This window comes from Bacillus sp. NS1 (assembly GCF_058248265.1).
Window position 1 is genome coordinate 54,258 of sequence record NZ_JBZAZF010000004.1, and the last position, 22,267, is coordinate 76,524.

The following is a 22,267-nucleotide window of genomic DNA, read 5'->3' on the forward strand; positions in this document are numbered from 1 at the left end:
GTTATGAAATGCGAGTAGGGCTTTGATCAAGCTCTGGCCAATAGTCTTTATTGGCCTCTATTAAATCCTCAAGAATGAGCCTTGCTACACGCGCGTTCGGCACTGTTTTTGACAAGATCAGCGCCTGCCACAGCTTTTGGAACGATTTCTCCGCCCACGCTTCAACAGTCAGTTTCTCAACAGATACCTGCTGCTCCATCAGCCCTTTTTGGAATTGCGGAATGATGCCGACGGTGATCGGTTCAGGCCCATTAGAGCCGACAATACATGGCACCTCGACCATTGCAGTCGGGTCAAAGTTCGCAATCGCGCCGTTATTTTCAACGATCAACAGCATTCTCTCACCTGTGTTGTAGGCAATCGCCCGGGCAAGATCAACAATATATGATGCGTGATCATCGATTTTGATTTCGCTGTTTTCCGTGGACTGCTCGCGTGTGATCATGTCACATTGGCTGAAAATAAAGGCTTCGCGCCCTTCCATCACTTCGTTTGCCCGTGTATGATTCGGATTTGATTTTTTCACCATATCATCCGGGAACAAATAGTATTGCAAATACGTATTCGGCAGTGTATCAGGATCTGCGGCCTGCACGTCACGCGCCTTGGCGAACGTGTCATTCCAGCTCGCCTCCACAGCTTCAGCCTCCGTTTTCGGAATGTACCCGTATTGAGATACATGTTCCTTCAGCTTCGGCATTAAATCGTTGCCCTCTTGATCCTGAATCGATGTCCACCAGCCGAAATGGTTTAATCCGTAATAGCGGACTTTCATTTCTTTTCTCGAGGACAGGCCGAGAATTTGCGCCATCCGGTCTTCAATTCCAACCGGCATATCGCAGATGTTCAGGATTTTTGAATTTGGTCTAAGGCGTCGCGTTGCTTCGGCTACGATCGCCGCCGGATTGGAGTAATTGAGCATCCACGCATCAGGCGAGTATTTTTCCATGTAATCTAATATTTCAAGCACGCCGCCGATTGAACGCATGCCGTATGCGATACCACCCGGCCCGCACGTCTCCTGTCCGACAACTCCGTACTTCAGAGGAATTTGTTCATCCAGCGCACGCATCGCGTATTTCCCTACCCTAATGTGTGCCATGACAAAATCGACATCTGTAAAAGCTTCTTCTGGGTCAGTCGTCGCGGTAAATTCAATTTCCGGCGCTTTTTCTCTGATAAAAACGTCACAAGCACCTGCTATGCGATCCTGTCTTTCCTTATCATTATCATACAGCTTCAGCTTTCTGATCGGAAACTCCTCCAAATGGTCCAAGAGCATCAGAACGATCCCTGGAGTGAAAGTGCTGCCTCCGCCCGCTATTACGATTGAGAATGATTTTTTCTTCATATGACGACCTCCTTGATAACGTTTACAATTCCATTTATACCATGGAAGGGCCCGTCCCGTAACACGTTTGGCGCACTTAGGTCATTTGATCAATTTTAGTGTTTTTTCCCACAAGGCGGGAATTTTCCCACTTACCTTACGTCTGAAGGACTTGATTTTTTTACCTTTTTTGTAATCTTAAAGTCTCACCAACTGTGAAATTTGAGTGAATATACGCCCTTCCAGTTCTTATGAAAAGGTTCTTTTGTACGATTCGGATACATGCCGAATTATTTATAATCATTTATATAAAACATCCATTTGTGCGTGAATTTAGAAAAGGCAGGGGACAAAAGTTGGACTCATATAAAGTCATTGAGCTGGCAAACAAGTACAGTTCGGCCGCGGAACAGGTCAGAAGCTCCAAAATGCTGCTTGAATCCCGGTTATCTGCATTGGGGGATGCTTGGCAGGGAAAAGCAAGAGATTCGTTCGATCAGGATTTCGAGGAAACGAAAGCATCCTACGATCAATTCGAACAGGAGCTTCTTGAAACAAGCCAGGAACTGAAGGCAGCCGCCGTCAAAATAGAAGAACGAAAAGCTGAAATTGCCAGAATGGAAGAACTGGAGCGTAAAGCTAGAGAGGAAAGACATAAACTCGGGGGGTGAACGATGTGTCAGGAAACATTGCAGTTGATCCGGATAAGCTCGAACAGCTGGCAAATGATGTTGTCACTGAATTAACCGATATGGAAAACAAATATAAGGACCTGCATCTGGAGCTGGGGCAGATGATTTTGCAATGCGATCCCCGCTACAGCAGCTGTTTTTCCGGGGTCGGCGATGCGTGGAGTTCAGGAAAAGCGCTCGTCACCAAGCTGAGTGACAATGAGATTTTTATCAGAAAAACGAGCGATAAATTTGTTGAACAAGATGATATGTTACGAAAGCTCTATCATGCTTATGACAAATATGGAACGATGACAAGCTTAACCGCTCTTATGCTGACGCAGGGAAAATACTACGGATTAGGGCTTACGAAATTTGAGAAACAGCCCAGCGGCTTGCATACCGCCCGGCACTCAAAACTTCTATTGGATATTTCCAGAGCCGTTGACAGCTCACGTTATCAAAAAGCGGCCAGAGTGCTTTTGAATCCTAAATATTTGTTTAAAAAGACAAACCGGCCATTTTCTGATTTGGTACATAAAAAGTTTACAAAGTATTTCCCCCAGGACACGGTGGATTTTTCAAACAGCGTCAGAAGCTACACAAGAGGATTTCTTAATGAAGCCGGCGTACGCTCAACTTTGAAGGATGTCGGAAAAACGGGCTTGAAATTCGCAAAAGGAAATGCCATTACCGCCACACTGATCACCGGTGCAACCGAAACATTCGGTGCCGGCTTGAAAATTGCTGAAAATTACGCGAAATACCAAGACAAACCGGAAGTTCTCAAGCGTGAAAACGCCAAGGCTGTCGGGAATGCTGTGAATAACACGATTTTCATCGCAGGAGGGGCAACGGCAGGCGCTGTCGTCGGCGGCGCCCTTGGAAGTGTGTTAGGCCCTGTTGGTACAGTAATCGGAGGTACAATCGGATCAGCCGTAGGAGGCTTTGTTGGGGAAAAAATCGCAAAATTCACATCTGGCTTTGCTGAAAAAGCAGCTGTCAAGCTGAAAGAACCGATTCACGCTGTCGTTGATACTGCCAAGAAAGGATTGGAATCAGCCGGCAAAGTCGTCAAATCAGTAAATGACGGGATAGATGCAGCAAATAAAACGATACATAAAGGGATAGACAGCGCGAAAAAAGGAATGGAAAAAGCAAAGAAAACAGCGGATTCGCTCATACACGGCGCAACCCATTTCCTCAAAGGGAAACTTTCATTTGGATAGGAGAATAAACAATGAAGCAGTTTACGATCAGCATAGAAGAACTCTTATTTTGTTTTTACAGCGAAGGGTTTTTTGAACAGGGAATGGCCTTGAAGCAGGCCTACTTTCCGGAAATAGAGGATGAACAGCTCGGCGCTCTGTTTGAAGCAGCGTGCCGCTCACTCCTAGCCAAGGATGCGGCGGAATATCGGAATCACCAATATCGGTTAAAGGACGAGTACTGTCCGTTTATCCACGTATTAAACGACGCGGATTATACAGTGAAACTGTCCAAATTTGATGAACAAGGCAAAGAACAGAATGTGTCCTGCCATGTTTCTAAGTTCGGCACTTACTCTCATGAACTGCTGTTTGATGAACAAGTGCACAGCATTAAAAAAATGGACTCAAATGACGGATTACTTTCTAAAACATCCGATTTTTTAAATATAATAGATGCAGAGGATCACAAAGAATCAATGATGACTCTGACATCGCCCGAATTTGAATTGCTTCTGGAGGGTGCTTCAGACACTCCCTCACATCTGAAAGAGTTTCTACATAAGCATGAACACCAAGAGGATGTTACACGATTCGTAAATGATTTGGCTTTGCGAAAAGGGAAAATGGATACGCTGATGCGCCTTGTTTATGACAAAGACAACTCGCCGGAAGTGGCTGACATGGCTTTTGTCTTACCTGGCAGCCGTCATACTTGGCTGGTAACAGGTATCACCCAAAATGAATTTTCTATCGTGCCAGCAAATAAAGATGTGGTAAAAGGAATACTTTTTTGCTAAAGAGCGATAAAGGAGAATAGCAATTGAAAAAAGATGAAGTAATTAAGGTTAAAAGCAGACTGTTTTTTAGAATATGGCTGTTCCTCGCTACAGGAGGCGCTTTTATTGTGGGAGTCTGGCTGGTGTCTGAAGCTCTCACATTTGAATCTAAATATGCCCTGCTTTATTTGGGCGGCGGATTACTGGCGATAATTTATGGATTGATCACATTCTTTATGGCTTTTCCTGCGTTCACAAGCCGGGGAAATGTCATTTTCAGCGTAAAGACCGGGCCTGATGGCGAGATCTTCTCGAGAAAGCGCAGCGTGCTGTTTTCTGAGGTAAAACGGATTTATATGGGACGGCATCATTACAGTTTGAAAGGGATCTTTTTTGAGGATATTATCATTGAGAAAACAGACGGCAAAGTCGTTCGCATCCCTACCTGGAACATTATCGCGAATCCGTTGTTTTTTGAAGCGGTGGAACGCTATATCCTTCCCCATCTGAATGAAGAGGCGAAAAGCAATTGGATCGACCAATTTACAGAGGTTCAGCGAAAAGCGTATTTGAAGGAATTTGAGAATCATCCGAAGCTTTAAAAGCTCTCCTCCTCTATAATGAAAGATAAATGCAAATTGAGGAGTGCTCATGATGCTGATTACCATTCTTTTATTTCTCGCGGCAGGGCTTGCCGAAATTGGCGGCGGATATCTGGTTTGGCTATGGCTGAGAGAAGCAAAGCCAGTCGGCTATGGGATCGCCGGAGCGCTGATCCTGATTGTTTACGGCATTCTTCCGACGCTTCAGCCCTTCCCCTCCTTCGGCCGTGTATACGCCGCCTATGGCGGAATATTCATCGTGCTTGCGGTTCTATGGGGATGGCTTGTCGACCGGAAAACGCCTGATCTGTATGACTGGATCGGTGCATTCATTTGTCTCATCGGCGTCTCTGTCATTTTATTTGCGCCGCGCGGATAACAAAATGGCCTGCTAATGAAGCGGGCCATTTTTGTTTAATCCTCTTTTAAGTTGGTGAGTTGTACTTCATGCTCCTGCTCAGGTTCGTCCAGCGGATAAATTCTCGCTGTTCCGTTTTCTTCATTCACGTGCTGAATATAAATAGGAACACCGTTATATGTTACTTTTTTCATGTCGGGAGATTCTACAATTTCTTTCGCCCTTTGACTGTTCATTCTAACACCCTCCTTCACACATAACGTTTCCATTTCTTGAAAGAAGTATGCTTTATAATTCAGCGAACAGGTTGAATTTTTTCAGCCGTTTGTAGAAAGTGCTCCGGGGAATCCCGCTGATTTTGGCAGCTTGAGAGACGTTTCCTTTAGCAGATTCAAGCGCTTTGATGATGATATCTTTTTGGATTTGCTCACGAAGGGTGAGCGCGCCGGCAGCAGCCGGCTTTTTTTCCGCCGGGATGATCGGCAGTCCTGAAGCTTCCAATATAGCGGTGAGCGGCTCATCCCTCAGCCGGCCGTCCGGAAATCTGATGGAAAGACGTTCAAACACATTGAACAGCTCGCGAATATTCCCCGGCCACCTCCATTGCTTCAGCACATCCAAAAAATCAGGGGGAAGTTCGCCAGGCCAATGATTTTTCTGTTTGTAGTACTGAAAGAGGTCCGAAATATCTTCGGGGCGGTCGCGTAAAGGAGGAAGCTCGATCGGATAGACATGAAGGCGGTAAAACAAGTCCTCTCTGATTTTCCCGCTTTCGGCAAGCTCGCGCAAATCACAATGTGTGGCGGCAATGACTCTGATATCAACCGGAATTTCTTTCGTCCCGCCGACAGGCGTAATCTTACGTTCCTGAAGCACCCGTAAAAGCGCGACCTGCATCGAGTGGGAAATTTCTCCGATTTCATCTAAAAATAAGGTTCCTTGATTGGCTTTTTGAAAGGCGCCTTTGTAGCCGTTTCGTTTCGCTCCCGTAAAAGCGCCCTCCGCATAGCCGAACAGCTCGCTTTCAATCAAATCAGACGGGATCGCTCCGCAATTGACAGCAACAAACGGGCCGTGCCGCCGCTCGCTGTTCTCATGAAGTGCGCGGGCCGCGACTTCCTTCCCCGTACCAGTTTCGCCCGACAGACAGACCGTTGCATCCGCCGCTGCCGCTCGTTCAAGGCTCTTCAGCATAGCTTGCGATCGGCCTCTTTGCCCGATGACTCCATTGAATCGAAACGCCGTCTTTTTCTTTGATTCCGAGAGATAAAAACAAGTGCCGCCATCCCCGATGGAGACGGCTTTTTCGATTGAAAAGCCCCGTTCCTTCACCTCATATAGGTGCCGGCCCTGCCAATCTGACATTGAGGTTCGAATCGGTATGCTCGCGCTGATGATATGCTGTTTGGTATTGCAGAGCACCATTGGCACACAGGATGCAGCCCTATCCCCAAAACGGCTGATCAGCTCCAGCTCTTTCTCACGGCTTTTAGCTGCCAGTTCCCGTTCCGCAGCATAGGCGATCGCCGTGGCAATACCGAGCATATGAGGATGCGCGCCTGCTGCCGGACACGATATGTCAATCACACCTGCAAGGCTGCCATCCTCATGGTGAATCGGGGCGGCTGAACAGTTCCAGTGATGGGAAGCGATGGAGTAATGTTCTGATCCTTGTATTGCAACTGGCTCACTAATGTGGAGCGCCGTGCCAATTGCATTTGTCCCGACAGCCGTTTCCGTCCAGCACGCGCCTTCGACAAAGTTGATGCGTTTGGCTTCATTGAGCGCACGAGGATGGCCGTCCAATGCCAGAACAACGCCGTCTGAATCAATTAACAGCGCCATCATTTCCATTTCTTTTATGGCAGGCAGCAGTTTTTCGAGGTAAGGCTGTGCGGTCGTCAAGAAGAATGAATGATTTTTTGACTGCTGATCCAGCTCGGTTTGCTGTAAAACCTTCGGGCCTTTTTCTAAATAAGGATTGACCTCAGCTTTTTTGCAGCGATGCCATGACTCGGCGATCCGTTTTCTTAATCGGCCTTCGTCAAGCACACCGTCTTTAACAAAACGTTTCCAGGTTTGCAAATCGTTTGGGATCGAATTCATTTCCTTGATCGCTCCTCCCTTACACGCTGTTTTCATCTATTGTAGGGGAAAAATAAAGCGCTTTCAACAACAAAAAAAGCAGGCGCCTTGTATTCTCTGCGCCTGCTTTTTCCTATATTATGCATGTACTGCAAGCCCGATCGTGCTTAACAGCGCCTCGTGCAATGTTTCCGACAGTGTCGGATGGGCGGCGATAAAGTGCTCCGCCATATCAGCGGTCATCTCACCATTCATGATCGCAGCCGCCTGGCCGATGAGCTCGGTCACATCAGGACCAATCATTGAGACACCGACAATTTCGCCGAATTCCGGTTCAGCCACGATTTTGACCTTTCCTTCCGCTTGCTGTTTTATGAGTGCCTTGCCGTTTGCGGAAAAAGGAAATTCACCAATCTTTACATTCCCGTATACGCTTCTTGCTTGTTGTTCTGTCATTCCAATGCACGCAATTTCCGGAGATGTATAGATGCAACGGGGCACATGCTTCTCATTGATTTTGACATCCCTTCCGGAAGCATGAGAAGCAGCGATAATGCCCTCATGGAAAGCCGCATGCGCCAGCTGAATGCCTCCGATTGCGTCTCCGCACGCATAAATATGAGGCACGTTGGTCTGCATGTGCCCGTTTACCGGAATGCCTTTTGGAGAAAAATCAACTCCGGCCTGCTCCAGCTGTAATCCGTCAAGACGAGGTTTTCTGCCGATCGCCACGAGTACATAATCGGCCTTCGTTTTAAACTCCCGCTGCCCGCTTTTCCATATTGCCGTTTTGGCCGTTTGATCCACCCGCTCTAACTTGGATGAAGTATGCACTTCAACACCGTCTTCCTCGAGCTTCTCCTGAAAGAGACGGGCAATATCTTCATCTTCAGCCGGGATCAGCTGGCCTGCTGTTTCAATGATGGTCACCTTCGACCCCAGTCTGGCAAACAGCCCGGCATACTCACAGCCGATGACACCGCCGCCGACAATGACGAGTGAAGACGGGATCTCAGAAAGGGATAGAGCGTCCTTGCTGTCGATGATCCATTTGCTGTCAAACGGGGCGAATGGCAGCTCGATCGGCTCTGATCCGGATGCAATCAATACTTGGTCAGCCTCTCTGATTTCTTTTCCGTTCTCTCCTTCGATCAAGAGCTTTCTATCAGAAAGAAAGGAGGCCGCCCCCTTCACAACCTGTATTTGATTTTTCTTCATTAAGTATTGAACGCCTTGGACAAGCTGTCTGACAACCTGCTGCTTTCGGTTTTGCATTTTGCTCCAATCAACCGATATCGCACCTGCCGGAAGTTCGATTCCAAAGCGGTCGGCATGCTTGATTTTATCAAGAACGTTTGCGCTTTCTAACAAAGACTTCGTCGGGATGCAGCCTTCATTCAGGCAGGTTCCCCCAAGCTGGCCTTTGTCAATCAGCAGTACGTTTCTGCCCTGCTGCGCCGCGGAGACTGCAGCCGCATAGCCTGCGGGTCCGCCGCCGATAATGGCTAGTGTCATGTCGTTTCACCTGCTTTTCCTATAAAATTAGAGCTGCCGGTTCTTCCAAATATGTTTTAATCGCCTTCAGAAAGGCAGCGGCAGGAGCACCATCGCAGGCTCTGTGATCAAATGTCAGGCTGAGCGGAAGGATCGTGCTTCTGACAATTTCCTCCCCTTGATACAGCGGTGTGTCATAGCTTGCTCCGATGCCGAGAATACCTGTTTCCGGCGGATTTAATATCGGCGTAAAATGCTCCACTCCAAAAGCGCCAAGGTTTGTAATAGAGAAGGTTGAGCCTTGCAGTTCTTCGCTTCCTGCCCGTCCCTCGCGTGCTTTTTTTGCATATTCTGAGATGGATTGAGCCAGTTCAATCAGCGATTTCTTTTCAGCTTGGCGGATCACAGGCACAACTAATCCATTTTCCAAGGCTACAGCCATTCCGAGGTGCACATGAGGATGTGTAATGATGCGTTCATTTTGATAAAAGCTGTTCAGCGCAGGATGAGCTTGCAGAGCGAGAACGGCGGCTCTTGAGACCAAATGAGTCATCGTCAGCTTTGTGCCGTACCTCTCTTCTGCTGTTGGAGAAAGCTGTTTTTGAAGGGCTGCCAGCTTGGTGATATCAGCCTTCATCGTAATCGTCAGCTGCGCGCTGTTTGCCAGGCTTTCCTGCATTCTGGCCGCGATCACTTTTCTCATGCCTGTCACCGGTGTTTCTTGCGCCTTCTGCTCAGAAACCGGCTCTGTCCGGTCATTTTTCTGTTCAGCAAGCGCCTTTGTTACATCGTCTTTTACGATTCTCCCGCCTGGTCCTGTGCCTTTCAGCTGTTTCACGTCTAATCCCGCTTTTTCAGCTATTTTCCTGGCGACTGGAGATATTTTGATTCGTTCTTTTTTAGCGGCTGCGGGTTTGCTTTCTTGTTTTGCGGGCTGGACGGCTAGCGGCATGCTGTCTTCCGCAGCAGGCTCTTTCGCCTCTTCCTGCACCGATTCATTGGCGTCCCCGATGTAGCAGATCGCTGTGCCGGGCGGAACCTCTTCTCCCTCTTTTACTTTGATATCGATCAGCGTTCCTTTTTCAGGCGCCTCGATTTCCATTTCAATTTTCTCCGATTGAATGCTGGCAATGCTTTCTCCCTTTTCAACCGGGTCGCCTACTTTTTTATTCCATATTGATACTTCCCCTTGTTTCATGGCCATTCCCAATTTTGGCATCACTACTTTTACCGCCATTTGTGTCCCCCCTTTAATTCATTGCCGGCTCGCCAAGCAATTCAAGCGTGACGCTGACAATTTGATCTGGTGTCGGCAAATATTGATCTTCAAGCACTGGCGAAAACGGCACTGGTGTATGCGGCGCTGTAATCCGTTTAATCGGCGCATCAAGCAAATCAAAGCCCTTGTCGGCGACAATCGCAGCAATATCCGTGGCAATGCTGCATCGCGGATTGGCTTCATCGATGATGATCAGCCGGTTTGTTTTTTCCAACGATGTGAAAATCGCTTCCTCATCCAGAGGAGACAGACTGCGGGGATCGAGCACCTCAGCTTCGATGCCTTTTTCTGAAAGCTGGGCTGCCGCATCAAGCGCGGTATTGACCTGCTTGCCGACTGCAAACAGCGTGATATCGCCGCCTTCGCGTTTGATTTCCGCCTTTCCGAGCGGGATTGTATAATAATCTTCCGGCACATCGCCCTTCATGTTGTAGGACGTTTTGTCTTCAAAAAAGAACACTGGATCATTGTCTTCTATTGCTGCAAGGAGCAGGCCTTTGGCGTCATATGGATTGGACGGAACGACCGTCTTCAATCCCGGGATGCTGGTGAAAAGGCCATACAGCGCCTGTGAATGCTGAGCAGCTGCCCGAAACCCTGCCCCGTATGTGGTGCGGACGGTAATCGGCACTTGCGCTTTTCCGCCGAACATATAGCGGAATTTCGCCCCTTGATTGATCACCTGGTCAAAGCATGTGCCGATAAAATCATTAAACATCAGCTCGGCAATTGGTCTCAAACCGGTTGATGCCGCAGCCATAGCTGCACCCATATAGCCCGCCTCAGAAATCGGTGTGTCCAGTACTCGGCTGCGCCCGAATTCCTGTACGAGCCCTTTTGTGACCCCTAATACACCGCCCCATGCTTCATCATCCTGCAAATGATCGATTGCCGCTCCCCCGGCGACATCCTCACCGATCAAAAGCACATTTTCATCTCTTCTCATCGCAAGCTTCATTGCCTCATTGATCGCGTCTGACATGCTTATGACTCTCGCCATCTCACATTCCCCCTTTTTCATACGACACGTAGACGTCTGTCAGCAACTCTGACTCTTTCGGATATGGACTGTCTTCGCTGAACGAGACAGCTTTTTCAATCGATTTGCTGACACGCTGTTCAATGTCTGACAGTTTATTGGCATCTGTTTCTTTTAAAAGGTAGTTTTTAAAGCCTTGAATGGCATCCTTTTCTTCAAGGTGCTCAGCCCTTTCATCCTTCGTTTTATAGGTTTGGGCATCCCCTTCGAAATGGCCGTAGTTTCTGTAAGTCATACATTCAATCAAAGACGGGCCCCCGCCATTTCTTGCTCTTTCAACTGCTTCCTCGGCGGCTTGGTAAACTGCTAAAATATCTTTTCCATCCACCGTGACCCCCGGCATGTTGTAAGCAGCCGCCCGGTCGGCGATTGAATCACAGGCTGACGCGTACTCAAAAGGGGTGGCTTCGCCATAGCCGTTGTTTTCAGCAACAAATACGACAGGAAGGTTCCATACTGCCGCTAAGTTCAGCCCTTCATGGAAGGTGCCTTGGTTATTTGCTCCGTCTCCGAAAAAGCAAACGCTTACATTTTTAGTCTGTTTATATTTAGCGGTGAGCGCTGATCCGCATGCAAGTGTAAATCCGCCCCCGACGATTCCATTTGCCCCCAGCATGCCTTTATCGAGATCCGCAATGTGCATAGAACCGCCCTTGCCTTTGCACAATCCGGTCGCTTTCCCGAAAATTTCCGCCATCATGCCGTCCAAATCACAGCCTTTGGCGATACAATGGCCATGTCCCCTGTGCGTGCTTGTAATGCTGTCACCATCATGTAAATGAGCGCACACACCTACAGCTACCGCTTCCTCACCGGCATACAAATGGACGAATCCGGGAAGCACTCCCTGTGCGAACAGTTCATGCACTTTGTCTTCAAAGCCCCTGATTTCCAGCATCTTTTGGTACATCCACAGCGCTTTCTCCTCAGTTAATGACAAGCCTTCTCGTTTTAACAATTCCATTTTGTGCGCCTCCTTCTATTTAAGGTTCATATTTATAAATGCAAGAAGTGTGCCAGTCTTTGGAGCCCGTAAAAATCAGTCTTTTCATTTTTACACTGGAGACAGTTTGAGACAGGTGTCTCATTTTGTCTCGATCTGTTCCAGCTGTCTCGTTTTCTTGCATACAAAAAAGACCGGGCACCCCGGTCTTTGACAATGATCGACGTATTTATTTCCTCGGAAATCTTTTAACTGCCTAATTCCTCTGCATCGTTTGGCTGAATGGCTGTTTTCGGAAGAAAATCAACTGAATATTTGACATAACCGAAACCGCCGTCCGCGTCCTTCTGCATACAATCTACCGTGCCGTTTGCATATGTATATCCCTTTTCATTAAGCGTCTTTCTGACCGTTTCCGCCATCTTTGCGGCACCTGTTTTTGATAACCCGCTGGAATCTAACTGAATCGTCATGCTCATAGACGCTTTTTCAGCCAGCTGTTTGTTCCATTTTGTCTCTAAGGTGAACTGGCCGTTTTCTACGCTCAAAGCAGCGTCAGCTTTTATGATTTGCGGAACCGCCTTTTTCAGATCTGCTTCGATTTCTTTTGATGCTTCTAGATTTAGATGTTTTGCTACGGATTCGGTATACGCTTCTTCAATTCCATCGCACGTTACTTTAGGATGGAGGAATCCCTTCGTACACATTGGATAGCGATGGGATTGAGTGTTTGCTTGGAACACATATTCCGAGGTTTTAGCGTTATATACCCCATTTATGATCTTGATTTCTTTTTTGGGATAGGTTTGTGTCACATAAGATATAAGCTTTTGCTCTGCGGCATTTTTCGAAAATGGATCACCGAACCATACATGATAGATATATAGTCCGCATCCGAATACCGCAATAGCAAGCAAGCCAACCACAAGTTTTTTCATGTTCACACTCTTTTCTTCACATGTACCGTGCTACAGTTCATGCTTTTCTTCAACAGCCCGGTTCAGCGCTTGAAGCATGTAGCCAATGCCTTTGCATGATGACAGAGGCCAGCTAATATGCTGATGCTCGCCAATGACGGCGTTTAGAACGCTTCGATATTTTTTCCCGCCAAGCATGACAAGCTCTTCGATGTCGGAAAAGCCTTTTTCGCAAAATTGGCGGTGCAGCTCCTCTGCTGTCATGATCTCCGAATGCTCGGTTCCAAAAGCCACATCGTAATTTTCGGGAACGATATCATCTGGCCGAAGGAATCCGTGCTTCGCCGACAAAATCACCCATTCATCAAAAAATGCTTTTGCATACCTCTCGCACGCCTGATGAAACGGGCTGAGATAAGCGTCCTCCGCCCTTACCGGCCCTGTATCTGGATGGATGTCCCATATTTTTTTCTTGCCGCAGGGGATGATGCATAGTCGTTTCATTTTTATCCCCCTATTTCTGTTTCATATAATAATCAAAATAGCAAGTGCCCTGTTTAGTTTCTCCTTTGCATTTCGCAGGTCAAAAACCCTAATAATGGAGGCTGTTTTCCAGATCGCGGTTAGTTTCTCACAATAGAGAATTAGTTAAAGTTCATATTTATCTTTTCCCAAACCAGATTTTAAATCTTCTTTGATCATTGAATACATATATAAATCTTCAAATTTACCACAAGTAAATTCATAATGTCTCAGCAAGCCCTCTCTGCTAAAACCTTGTTTTTCTACTAGTTTTATCGATGGGATATTAGAAGGTTCAATAAGAGCTTCAATTCTTTCCAGCTGCAAGTGGTTATATCCATATTTGACAACTGCCTCTAATGCTTCACTGACGATTCCTTTTCTCCAGTAATCTTTGCTTAATTCATACCCAACTTCAGCTCGATAATGTTTTGCAAGTCTATTAAGAAATCCACAGCTTCCTATTACTATGCCTGAATCTTTAAGTGTAATTCCCCATCTGATTCCTGTACCTTTTTCATATATGGATTTATACCACCTAATCTCTTTCCAAACATCTTTAGTTGTTTCAAAGGGTTCTAACCCCATCGGCTTAACAACATCTTGATCTGAAAGATATGTTAGCATATCTTTGGCATCTTCAAATTCAACTTCTCTTAACAATAATCTTTTTGTTTCAATTATAGGAAATTCTTTCATCAAATCCCCCCCTTCATTGGATCCGTACCATCTCCTATTATTACCATGTATTTTATCTTATCTTTTTCGATAAAAAAAGATAGCAAGGAAAATTGTCCCTGCTATCTTGATTCTTACAATTGATAATCTCTCCACTTCAACAGCTTCCCGGCAGAATGTCTCCCTGATTATCGAATTTTTCCGTGATGAAAATCTGCAGGAATACTCCGGTTCAATACAGCCTTTCACACCAGTTTAACGTCCACAAATGGGATACTTCTACTGTTGCTCCACCCCATCAAGATACTTTCTCTCAAAGTCATCAAGCAATGCACGCACTTCATCTGTTGACTTTGTGTTCATGCATTGATTTCTTAATTCACTTGCCCCGCGGAATCCACGGAGATAAATCTTGAAAAAGCGAGGAAGAGGCTTATACGGACGGGCTTCTAATTCTGAATATTTATCATGAAGATCCAGATGCAGCCTTAAGAGATCAAGCAATTCCTTACTGCTATGCTCTTTCGGCTCCTTTTCAAAGGCAAATGGATTTGTAAAAATACCACGCCCAATCATAATCCCATCAACACCGTATTGTTCAGCAAGTTTCAGGCCAGTTTGGCGGTCAGGAATATCCCCATTGATCGTCAATAGTGTATCTGGCGCCACCTCATCACGAAGTTTCTTAATCTCCGGGATGAGTTCCCAATGCGCATCCACTTTACTCATTTCCGCTCTTGTGCGCAGATGAATGGAAAGATTAGCAATGTCTTGTTTCAATACGTGTGTCAGCCAGTCGCGCCATTCGTCTACATCCGTGTAACCAAGCCTTGTCTTCACACTTACAGGCAATCCCCCTGCTTTTGCTGCCTGTATTAATTCTGCGGCAACTTCAGGACGACAAATAAGGCCGCTTCCCTTTCCATTGCCTGCTACATTAGGTACAGGACAGCCCATATTAATATCTAGACCCTTAAACCCTAATTCCGCCATACCAATACTCATTTGGCGGAAGTTTTCAGGCTTATCCCCCCATATGTGAGCTACCATTGGTTGTTCATCCTCCGTGAAAGTCAAACGGCCACGCACACTATCCTTTCCATCTGGATGACAGTAACTTTCTGAGTTTGTAAACTCCGTAAAGAATACATCTGGTCTGCCAGCTTCACTCACGACATGGCGAAATACAACATCCGTCACATCTTCCATTGGAGCTAGTACAAAAAAAGGCCGTGGTAATTCACGCCAGAAATTATCTGTCATAATCAAATTCAAATCCTTTCATGATGGGATACAGCCAAACCTTTATCCCAAAATTAAAAAGCTGACATGCTTCTTTTACACTTATAGCATGCTTAAGCACTTCTTATCAAACTATAGTAAATTTTGAACATTTAAACCTTTACTAATAACACATAAAAAGCGACAAAGTAAACCGACTAGATAAGGCAGTTTGAGTCATAGGGTTAGGTACATGATCAGGGTTCTGCTTTATATTCCTGAAAGTATTCTTACAATAGCTGGTGGCTCATCACATACTTGTTTCTGCGTCCCTACCTCAATAAATGGGCTGCACATGGAAAAGACCCGAAAATCGGAATTGTTTATTTTACCGAGGTCCGGGTCTGATTGAAGCTGTTTATTTTAATTAGACGATTTCAATACAAGCTTCGCCACTGCTTCCACATGAGCCGTCTGCGGAAACATATCCACAGGCTGAATATATTCAACGCGATAGTCCTTCGACAGCGCCTGCAAATCCTTCGCAAGCGTGGATGGATTGCAGGAAACGTAGACAAAACGTTTCGGTTTGACTTTTTTGATCGTATCCAGGAACGTGCTGTCACAGCCGGTTCTTGGCGGGTCAACGATGACGACGTCCGGGCGGAAGCCTTCTTTCGTCCATTTCGGGAGCCAGTGCTCGGCTGTTCCTGTTACGTAGGTGGCATTTGTCATGCCGTGTTTTTTGGCGTTTTTCTTGGCATCATCAATTGATTCCTTGATGACGTCCATGCCGCGGACTTCCTTCGCTCCGTCCGCTACCCACATGCCGATGGTGCCGACGCCGCAATACGCGTCAACGACTTTTTCTTTTCCGGTCAGCTGCGCCGCTTTTTTCACTTCGTCGTACAGCTTGACGGTTTGTTCCGGGTTGAGCTGGAAGAAAGCGCGGGCACTTAATTCAAATGATACGTCGCCAAGCACCTCTTGGATCACTGTATGTCCGGCGAGCGGTTTTGATTTCTCACCGAAAATCACTGAGGTTTTCGCTCCGTTTACATTCTGGATAATGGATTTGACCTCTGGCAGGCGCTTCTGGATCGCTTTGACGATTTCTTCCTTGTGCGGAAGCGTTTCTTTTGCTGTCACAAGCACGACCTGCACCTCGCCTGTTTCAAAGCCGACTCTCGTCACAATAGTCCGAACGTCGCCTTTTCGTTTCCGTTCATTATAAACAGATACATTGAAGTCCTCCAAAATCCGGCGGACGATGCCTGTTGTTTTGTTAGTTGCCGGATGCTGAACGATGCAGTCTTTAATTGGCACGATGTCATGAGAATCAAGGCCGTATAAGCCGGCGATGATGCTGCCGCTTTGCGAGCGCCCGATCTGGAATTGGCTTTTGTTGCGGTAATTCCACGGGTTGTCCATGCCGATCGTTTCTTTGATTTCCATGTTTTCTACTTTAAACTTCGTATGGCGTTCAAGAGACTGAATGACAATGTCGCGTTTTTCCCGAAGCTGCTGGCTGTATGCAAGATGCTGAAGCTGACAGCCGCCGCACTGTTCGTATACAGGGCAAGGCGGTGCCACGCGGTGCTCCGACGCCTTGCGGATCTTCTTAACGCGGCCCTCCGAAAACTTAGGCTGAACCTTTGTAGCCTGCACGACAACCTCTTCACCGGGAAGCGCGCCGGGCACAAAGACGACTTTTTTCTTAAAGTAGCCGACACCTTCTCCGTTAATGCCGAGACGCTTAATCGTCAGCGGAAAGGTTTGTCCGACTTTCAGTTCGACGGGCGCCTGTTTCTTTTGTTGGTTCACGTTGTTCTCTCCGTTTCTATATGAAGCTTTCTGCGGATGGCAGAAAGTGAAATGTTTTTTTTCACATCTTTCTAGTATAACACGCTTGCCTAGATTCCTTCATACTTTTCAAAAACATTTCCATTTTTACTCAACCATTTAGCAAGACAGCCGATACAAGTTATGACTATTACATAAAAGAGGGATAAAATGAAGAAATTTCTAACCGCTACCTGTGCATTAGGATTACTATTCAGCGCAGCAGGATGCGGAAACGACAGCACCGCGACTTCTGCAAAAACAGAAAAAACGGCAGAAGACGAAAGCAAAAATCTGGATTTGCTAAAAAAAGACTTTAACAGTATTACCAAAGAAGATTGGGATAAAATCCATATTTCCAAAAAGGATTTAAACGGCGCATTTGAAAAAATGACAGAAGCCAATTCCGATGGAGAAAAAGTGGTTAAAAAAGTGGAAATAAAAAACAATACGGTTGTTGTTACCTTCAACAACTCAGACGGAAAATCGATGGAAAACGGTCTCTTGGCTATTGTCTTTGATCAGTTTCTTCGCGCATTGTATAAGCATTCATCTTATTATGACAGCAGCGAACCAACCATTCGATTTGTCGATCTTGACAATCAGCTGATTCAGGAAAGCAATAAGCCGCTGGATACAGACAATGAAACAGATGATTCAAGCCAAGACAGCGGAAAAAAAATTCTTTCCAAGCCCGGTGAAACATCCACCGAGGACAATGGAGAAATTGTTACACTAGAAAAAATTGCTGATGTCCAGAAACAGACAGCAATGAAGCCCTTAACGATTACTGTCGACCAAGTCAAATTGCTGTCGCGTACAAATATCACCCCTTACCAGCTGAAGCTCTTTAAAAGAATGACAGATCAAAAAGTTTCTGAACCGCTTCGATACATTCAAATCACCTATAAAGCCGAGAATACAGGAGACACACAAATTGATTGGCAGGGTATCGAGTCTGTAGAAACAGATGACGGACAAAAGCTGACAGTTGCTGATAATAATATCCTTAAAGACAATGATCATGCTTTCGCACCGCACACAGAAAACGAGGGTGTGATAGGAGCTGTGTACAGCGGAAAAGCGGAAGATCTTCACCAATTAAAAATTGCGTTTTCCCCTGTTAAAAATGCCGATACTGGCCAAAGCATTACAGTGAAGCTTGATTAATCTCAGGAGGCTGCCGAAAAGGCAGCCTTTCTTCATTCGATACTTCTCCACAAATACAGAGACGCATAGCTTAAATAAGGCTCCCACTCATTACTCATTGCCAGCATGACATCCTTTGCCGGCTTATCGTCCAGCTGAAAATGGCGTTTGAGCGCGTTCTGTAGGCCGATATCGGCAAGCGGGAATAAATTGGGACGACCAAGGCCGAACATGAGGACGTTTTGCACGGTCCACGGGCCGATGCCCCTGATTTTGATCAGCTTCTTCATAATGTCTTCATCCGTCATGTGTGGCAGCTCTGATAAGCTGAGTGTGCCTTCTGCGATCATCCTTGATGTATCAATGGCGTATTCCGCTTTTCTCATACTGAATTGCAGATCGCGCAGATCCTGATAATCGAGTTCGGCAATCGTTTCCGGCTTTGGATAGCACCATACGCCATCCTTCTGCTCGCCAAACGCATGAACAAACCGTTCTGTTAGCGTGTAAGCGAAGGAAAGATTGAGCTGTTGGTGGATAATGCATTTCATGATGCAGTTGTACACGCTGTAGTCCAGTACCAGCGGCGTGCCTGCGTGCTCTTCAAAAATGGCGGACAGATTTGTTTTTGAAAAATGATCGAGAACATGCTGCAAGTCATTTTCCCATTGAAAAATCCGCTTTATTTCCTTCATCATCTCTTCCTGATCCGTTTCTCCGCTGACGAGAAACTCAGGCTCATCCGCATGGCCTAACGCCTGTACCTTCACAATGCACACGTCTCCCGCTTGGTTTCTGACCGGCACACGGATTTCCCGCGCTTCTTTATCTGCCGCATTGAGAGGATCTAAAGACAGTCTGTCCAACACGCGGTCAAAATGGTACGGAGGCGTGACAGATACTTTTTCCTTCCACATGCAATCCACCCTTTTCCCGTTTTTGTTCAGTATAACACGCCGCTTGAAATAGGCAGAGAACACCGTATACTTTTCTCATAAAGGCCGCATGATATAATGGCAGGTGGAGGGTTGTTTATGATCAACATTACGGCAATTACAACAGAGCATCAGCTGCTGAAAAATATACCGATCGAACGAGTGGAACAGCCTGATATTGCGTGGTACTGGGTTGATTTATACGGCCCGGAGGATACAGAAACGGCATTATTAAGAGATTTTTTTCATTTTCATCCGCTTGCTATTGAGGATTGCTTTCAGCATATGCAGCGGCCGAAGCTTGACCATTATGACGGGTATCGCTTTTACGTGATTCATGCGCTGAATAAGGAAACGCTCGAGACGGAGGAAGTCGATATTTTTCAAGGCGAAAGATTTGTCGTCACCTTTCATTTACACGAAACACCCGGTATCGCCAAAGTCCGAGAGCGTTTGTATACTTCACCAGAGATATTAAAAAAAGGACCCGGGCATATCTCTTATATGATTATGGATCAGCTTGTTGATGAATATTTTCCGCTCGTGTACAAAATTGAAGACCGGCTGAACGAAATTGAAGAAAGCCGGCCCCACAAAACGTACGGAACACTGATGAACGAGGTGTTTGATCTCAGGACAGACCTTTTGCATCTAAGACGGACCATTATCCCGATGCGTGATTTGCTCTATCGGATTTTAAGCCTTGACCATGTGAAAGAGCAGCGGGAAACGAAAGCCTACTTCAGCGACATATACGATCATTTGTTAAAATTGTCTGAGATTGTCGAATCCAATCGTGACATGACGTCCGACTTGCGCGACAGCTATGTGACATTGAATTCAAACCGGATGAACGCAATTATGATGACACTGACGATCGTATCGACCATTTTTATCCCGCTCACCTTTATTGCCGGCGTATATGGAATGAACTTCGACAACATGCCGGAGCTGCATTGGAAATACGGATATTTTGCTGTACTTGGCCTGATGGCCGCACTTGTGATCGGGATGCTGATATGGTTTTTACATAAAGGATGGTTCAAAATTTTTAAATGAGGACAGCGTGAAGCTGTTCTTTTTATATTGGCGAGCAGATTTCCATGCATATAAAGTTCATTTTGTTTATAATGGAAAAAATGTTCAGGGAGTGATCTGATTGAAAATCGCTGTTATCGGACTCGGCAATATGGGACAGCCCATTGCCCGAAACGTGCTTCAGGCAGGCTATGAATTGACTGTTTATAATCGGACGAAACAAAAGACGGAGGAATTTATAACAGAAGGTGTACAGGCAGCTGACACGCCGCGACAGGCGGCAGAGTCCGCTGATATTGTCATAACGATGCTTTCAGATGACGATTCTGTCAGCGCAGTGACATTCGGAGAAGACGGACTGATTAAAGGATTAGCCAAGAACGGCATTCACATCTCGATGAGCACGATCAGTGTTGAGTTCTCAGAAAAGCTCGCAGCGGCTCATGCGGAGAAAGAACAATCCTTCCTCGCCGCTCCTGTGCTCGGAAGACCGGACGCCGCCGCCAAAGCCGCGCTCCGCATCATAACAGCCGGACCGGCGGAAGCGAAGCAAACCGCCAAGCCACTGCTCGACAGCCTAAGCCAGCAGGTATTTGATGTCGGCGAAGAAAGCAAGACTGCAAATGCGGCCAAAATCAGCATCAATTTCTTGCTCGTGTCTATGCTTGAGGCATTATCTGAATCATTCTTACTGATGGAAAAGTACGGCCTAGAACAAAAACAATTTTTAGAAATCGCCAGCGCGCTCTTTGGCTCTCCTGTCTATCAAAATTACGGAACCATCATGGCCGAGCAGAAATTTGAGCCAGCCGGTTTCAAAATGTCTTTAGGGCTGAAGGATACCAATCTGGCACTCGCCGCCGCAAAACAGGTCTCTGCAAACCTCCCTCTTGCCGAGCTGGCCAAGAGCCATTTTGAAGGCGGGATTGAAAAAGGGCTCGGAGATCTGGATTGGGCTGCACTGATTAAATGTATAAAATAATAAGAAAGCCTCTCCATTTAAGGAGAGGCTCTTCTCGTTACAAAGACGGCAGCTTCATTTCTTTCTCAAACATTAAATCATCAAGGCTTTTAAATGTGTAGCCTTGTTTTTTCAGGTCTGTGATCGCATCATCCAGTGCTTCGGCATTGTCCCTTGATACGGTGTGAAGCAGGTAAATGGCTCCTGGGTGCGCCTGCTTGATCATATGGTCGTAGGCATATTTCTTCCCCTTTTGGTTGTTGATTTTCCAATCAACAAAAGCAACCGACCAGAAAACGGTTTGATAACCTAAGCGTTTCGTTTCTTTCAGCACGTATTCACTGAACACGCCGCGCGGCGGGCGCAGATACAGATTGTCCTGTTTTCCTGTAATTTTATAGACCTCTTCGTTGACGGAATCAAGTTCGTCCTGAATTTGATCAGCCGTTTTTGTCGTTAAATCCGGATGGTGAAAGGAATGGTTACCGATAATATGGCCTTCATCTGACATTCGTTTAATCAGCTCAGGCTGATCCTTTACGAAATGGCCTGTGACAAAAAATGTTCCTGTTACGCGATGTTTTTTTAAGACATCAAGCACTTTTGGCGTATAGCCATTTTCATAGCCGTTATCAAACGTTAAGTAAATCGTTTTTTCCTTTGTATTGCCTAGATAAAATGCGTCATATTTTTCAACTAAACTGTTCAGCTGCTTCCCGGCATCAGGCGGCTGATGATTGACACTTCGTTTAAAGCCCCAGTTAATCGGCTCATTCGGCACCGCTTCCGCCTGTGCTGCGCCCCCGGCAAGCAAGACGGCGGCACAGCATATTGAACACATCCATTTCATGGCCAGCGCTCCTTCTGCATTTTTTCTTATTTTACAGAAAGGCGCTTCGTTTTATACTGACGCTTTATGCCAAACAAAAAACCGCGGCGGGCGCGCGGTTTTATTCCCAGTCTTTTTTAAAGCGTTCATATTTGGCTTCCAGGTCATCAAGCATGCTGATGAGCCTATCTATATCTTCAACGTCGGTTGCTTCAGGGTCTAATGAATCGATGACGTTCATAAACATGTCAAGTCTGTTCTTTAAATAATCAATCTGCTGATCCTTATTGTTTACGGCGTTCCCCATTCTGTTCCTCCCTTCATTTTTTATTATCGTAGCTCATTTTTTGCCGTTTTTCAATCACTGCGCTACTTGCGATCTTGACT

The 22,267-nt window shown here is 46.2% G+C and carries 23 protein-coding genes; 8 read left to right on the forward strand and 15 right to left on the reverse strand.

Annotation, left to right across the window (positions count from 1 at the left end):
* Position 1 precedes the first annotated feature (1 nt).
* Entirely contained in the window at positions 2 to 1,351 is a 1,350-nt protein-coding gene (gene glvA, locus AC4CV5_RS15985; protein ID WP_490923236.1) for a maltose-6'-phosphate glucosidase, read from the reverse strand.
* A 335-nt stretch (positions 1,352 to 1,686) separates the two neighbouring features.
* Here glvA and AC4CV5_RS15990 point away from each other — a divergent pair, with 335 nt between their 5' ends.
* The 5 genes from AC4CV5_RS15990 to AC4CV5_RS16010 are packed head-to-tail and all read left to right on the forward strand — an operon-like array spanning position 1,687 to position 4,969.
* Positions 1,687 to 2,001: a WXG100 family type VII secretion target gene (locus AC4CV5_RS15990; RefSeq protein ID WP_019713649.1), complete on the forward strand. Its 315-nt coding sequence runs from the start codon at positions 1,687 to 1,689 to the stop codon at positions 1,999 to 2,001.
* Positions 2,002 to 2,006: 5 nt separating this feature from the next.
* Positions 2,007 to 3,230 carry a hypothetical protein gene (locus tag AC4CV5_RS15995; protein WP_019713648.1) on the forward strand — a complete coding sequence of 408 codons (1,224 nt, stop codon included), beginning with the start codon at positions 2,007 to 2,009 and terminating at the stop codon, positions 3,228 to 3,230.
* A gap of 11 nt (positions 3,231 to 3,241) precedes the next feature.
* Positions 3,242 to 4,009, forward strand: a complete 768-nt coding sequence (locus tag AC4CV5_RS16000; RefSeq protein ID WP_019713647.1) for a YfjC family protein — start codon at positions 3,242 to 3,244, stop codon at positions 4,007 to 4,009.
* Positions 4,010 to 4,032: 23 nt separating this feature from the next.
* Positions 4,033 to 4,590, forward strand: a complete 558-nt coding sequence (locus AC4CV5_RS16005) for a YfjD family protein (protein ID WP_019713646.1) — start codon at positions 4,033 to 4,035, stop codon at positions 4,588 to 4,590.
* Between the two features lie 49 nt (positions 4,591 to 4,639).
* Positions 4,640 to 4,969, forward strand: a complete 330-nt coding sequence (locus tag AC4CV5_RS16010) for a YnfA family protein (protein ID WP_490923238.1) — start codon at positions 4,640 to 4,642, stop codon at positions 4,967 to 4,969.
* A 35-nt stretch (positions 4,970 to 5,004) separates the two neighbouring features.
* Here the strand turns inward: AC4CV5_RS16010 and AC4CV5_RS16015 are convergent, their stop codons facing one another.
* From AC4CV5_RS16015 to rlmD, 11 genes are all read right to left on the reverse strand, one after another.
* Positions 5,005 to 5,184 carry a small acid-soluble spore protein H gene (locus tag AC4CV5_RS16015; protein ID WP_003239795.1) on the reverse strand — a complete coding sequence of 60 codons (180 nt, stop codon included), beginning with the start codon at positions 5,182 to 5,184 and terminating at the stop codon, positions 5,005 to 5,007.
* Between the two features lie 52 nt (positions 5,185 to 5,236).
* Complete coding sequence (gene acoR / locus AC4CV5_RS16020; RefSeq protein ID WP_490923240.1) at positions 5,237 to 7,054, reverse strand: acetoin dehydrogenase operon transcriptional activator AcoR; 1,818 nt, start codon at positions 7,052 to 7,054, stop codon at positions 5,237 to 5,239.
* Positions 7,055 to 7,171: 117 nt separating this feature from the next.
* Entirely contained in the window at positions 7,172 to 8,548 is a 1,377-nt protein-coding gene (gene acoL / locus AC4CV5_RS16025; protein ID WP_166853883.1) for an acetoin dehydrogenase complex dihydrolipoyl dehydrogenase, read from the reverse strand.
* Positions 8,549 to 8,567: 19 nt separating this feature from the next.
* Complete coding sequence (locus tag AC4CV5_RS16030; RefSeq protein ID WP_490923241.1) at positions 8,568 to 9,764, reverse strand: dihydrolipoamide acetyltransferase family protein; 1,197 nt, start codon at positions 9,762 to 9,764, stop codon at positions 8,568 to 8,570.
* A gap of 13 nt (positions 9,765 to 9,777) precedes the next feature.
* A complete protein-coding gene (gene acoB, locus AC4CV5_RS16035) occupies positions 9,778 to 10,806 on the reverse strand; it encodes an acetoin:2,6-dichlorophenolindophenol oxidoreductase subunit beta (RefSeq protein WP_490923243.1) in 1,029 nt (342 codons plus the stop codon).
* Between the two features lies 1 nt (position 10,807).
* The gene (gene acoA / locus AC4CV5_RS16040; protein ID WP_166853886.1) at positions 10,808 to 11,809 is read right to left on the reverse strand and encodes an acetoin:2,6-dichlorophenolindophenol oxidoreductase subunit alpha; all 1,002 of its coding nucleotides are present in this window, start codon (positions 11,807 to 11,809) and stop codon (positions 10,808 to 10,810) included.
* Between the two features lie 227 nt (positions 11,810 to 12,036).
* Positions 12,037 to 12,726, reverse strand: coding sequence for a YfjL-like protein (locus AC4CV5_RS16045; protein ID WP_248602551.1), 690 nt, complete (start codon positions 12,724 to 12,726; stop codon positions 12,037 to 12,039).
* Positions 12,727 to 12,756: 30 nt separating this feature from the next.
* Positions 12,757 to 13,209 carry a DUF6884 domain-containing protein gene (locus AC4CV5_RS16050; protein WP_166853888.1) on the reverse strand — a complete coding sequence of 151 codons (453 nt, stop codon included), beginning with the start codon at positions 13,207 to 13,209 and terminating at the stop codon, positions 12,757 to 12,759.
* Between the two features lie 144 nt (positions 13,210 to 13,353).
* A complete protein-coding gene (locus AC4CV5_RS16055) occupies positions 13,354 to 13,926 on the reverse strand; it encodes a GNAT family N-acetyltransferase (RefSeq protein ID WP_490923244.1) in 573 nt (190 codons plus the stop codon).
* 258 nt (positions 13,927 to 14,184) lie between these two features.
* Complete coding sequence (locus AC4CV5_RS16060; RefSeq protein WP_166854707.1) at positions 14,185 to 15,168, reverse strand: tRNA dihydrouridine synthase; 984 nt, start codon at positions 15,166 to 15,168, stop codon at positions 14,185 to 14,187.
* A 381-nt stretch (positions 15,169 to 15,549) separates the two neighbouring features.
* Positions 15,550 to 16,950: a 23S rRNA (uracil(1939)-C(5))-methyltransferase RlmD gene (gene rlmD / locus AC4CV5_RS16065; RefSeq protein WP_490923246.1), complete on the reverse strand. Its 1,401-nt coding sequence runs from the start codon at positions 16,948 to 16,950 to the stop codon at positions 15,550 to 15,552.
* Between the two features lie 189 nt (positions 16,951 to 17,139).
* Here rlmD and AC4CV5_RS16070 point away from each other — a divergent pair, with 189 nt between their 5' ends.
* A complete protein-coding gene (locus tag AC4CV5_RS16070) occupies positions 17,140 to 18,138 on the forward strand; it encodes a hypothetical protein (protein WP_373924100.1) in 999 nt (332 codons plus the stop codon).
* Between the two features lie 32 nt (positions 18,139 to 18,170).
* Here AC4CV5_RS16070 and AC4CV5_RS16075 read toward each other — a convergent pair whose 3' ends face one another.
* Positions 18,171 to 19,034 (reverse strand): DNA-3-methyladenine glycosylase family protein, encoded by an 864-nt coding sequence (locus AC4CV5_RS16075; RefSeq protein WP_490923248.1) that lies wholly within the window; start codon positions 19,032 to 19,034, stop codon positions 18,171 to 18,173.
* Between the two features lie 117 nt (positions 19,035 to 19,151).
* Here AC4CV5_RS16075 and corA point away from each other — a divergent pair, with 117 nt between their 5' ends.
* A complete protein-coding gene (gene corA / locus AC4CV5_RS16080) occupies positions 19,152 to 20,111 on the forward strand; it encodes a magnesium/cobalt transporter CorA (RefSeq protein ID WP_166853895.1) in 960 nt (319 codons plus the stop codon).
* A 100-nt stretch (positions 20,112 to 20,211) separates the two neighbouring features.
* Complete coding sequence (locus AC4CV5_RS16085; RefSeq protein WP_490923249.1) at positions 20,212 to 21,072, forward strand: NAD(P)-dependent oxidoreductase; 861 nt, start codon at positions 20,212 to 20,214, stop codon at positions 21,070 to 21,072.
* 37 nt (positions 21,073 to 21,109) lie between these two features.
* On the opposite strand, the gene pdaA is transcribed toward AC4CV5_RS16085, so the two are convergent.
* Together pdaA and AC4CV5_RS16095 are read right to left on the reverse strand one after the other, a co-directional pair.
* Positions 21,110 to 21,901, reverse strand: coding sequence for a delta-lactam-biosynthetic de-N-acetylase (gene pdaA, locus AC4CV5_RS16090; RefSeq protein WP_166853897.1), 792 nt, complete (start codon positions 21,899 to 21,901; stop codon positions 21,110 to 21,112).
* 100 nt (positions 21,902 to 22,001) lie between these two features.
* Entirely contained in the window at positions 22,002 to 22,187 is a 186-nt protein-coding gene (locus AC4CV5_RS16095; RefSeq protein WP_003223132.1) for an SE1561 family protein, read from the reverse strand.
* Positions 22,188 to 22,267 lie beyond the last annotated feature (80 nt).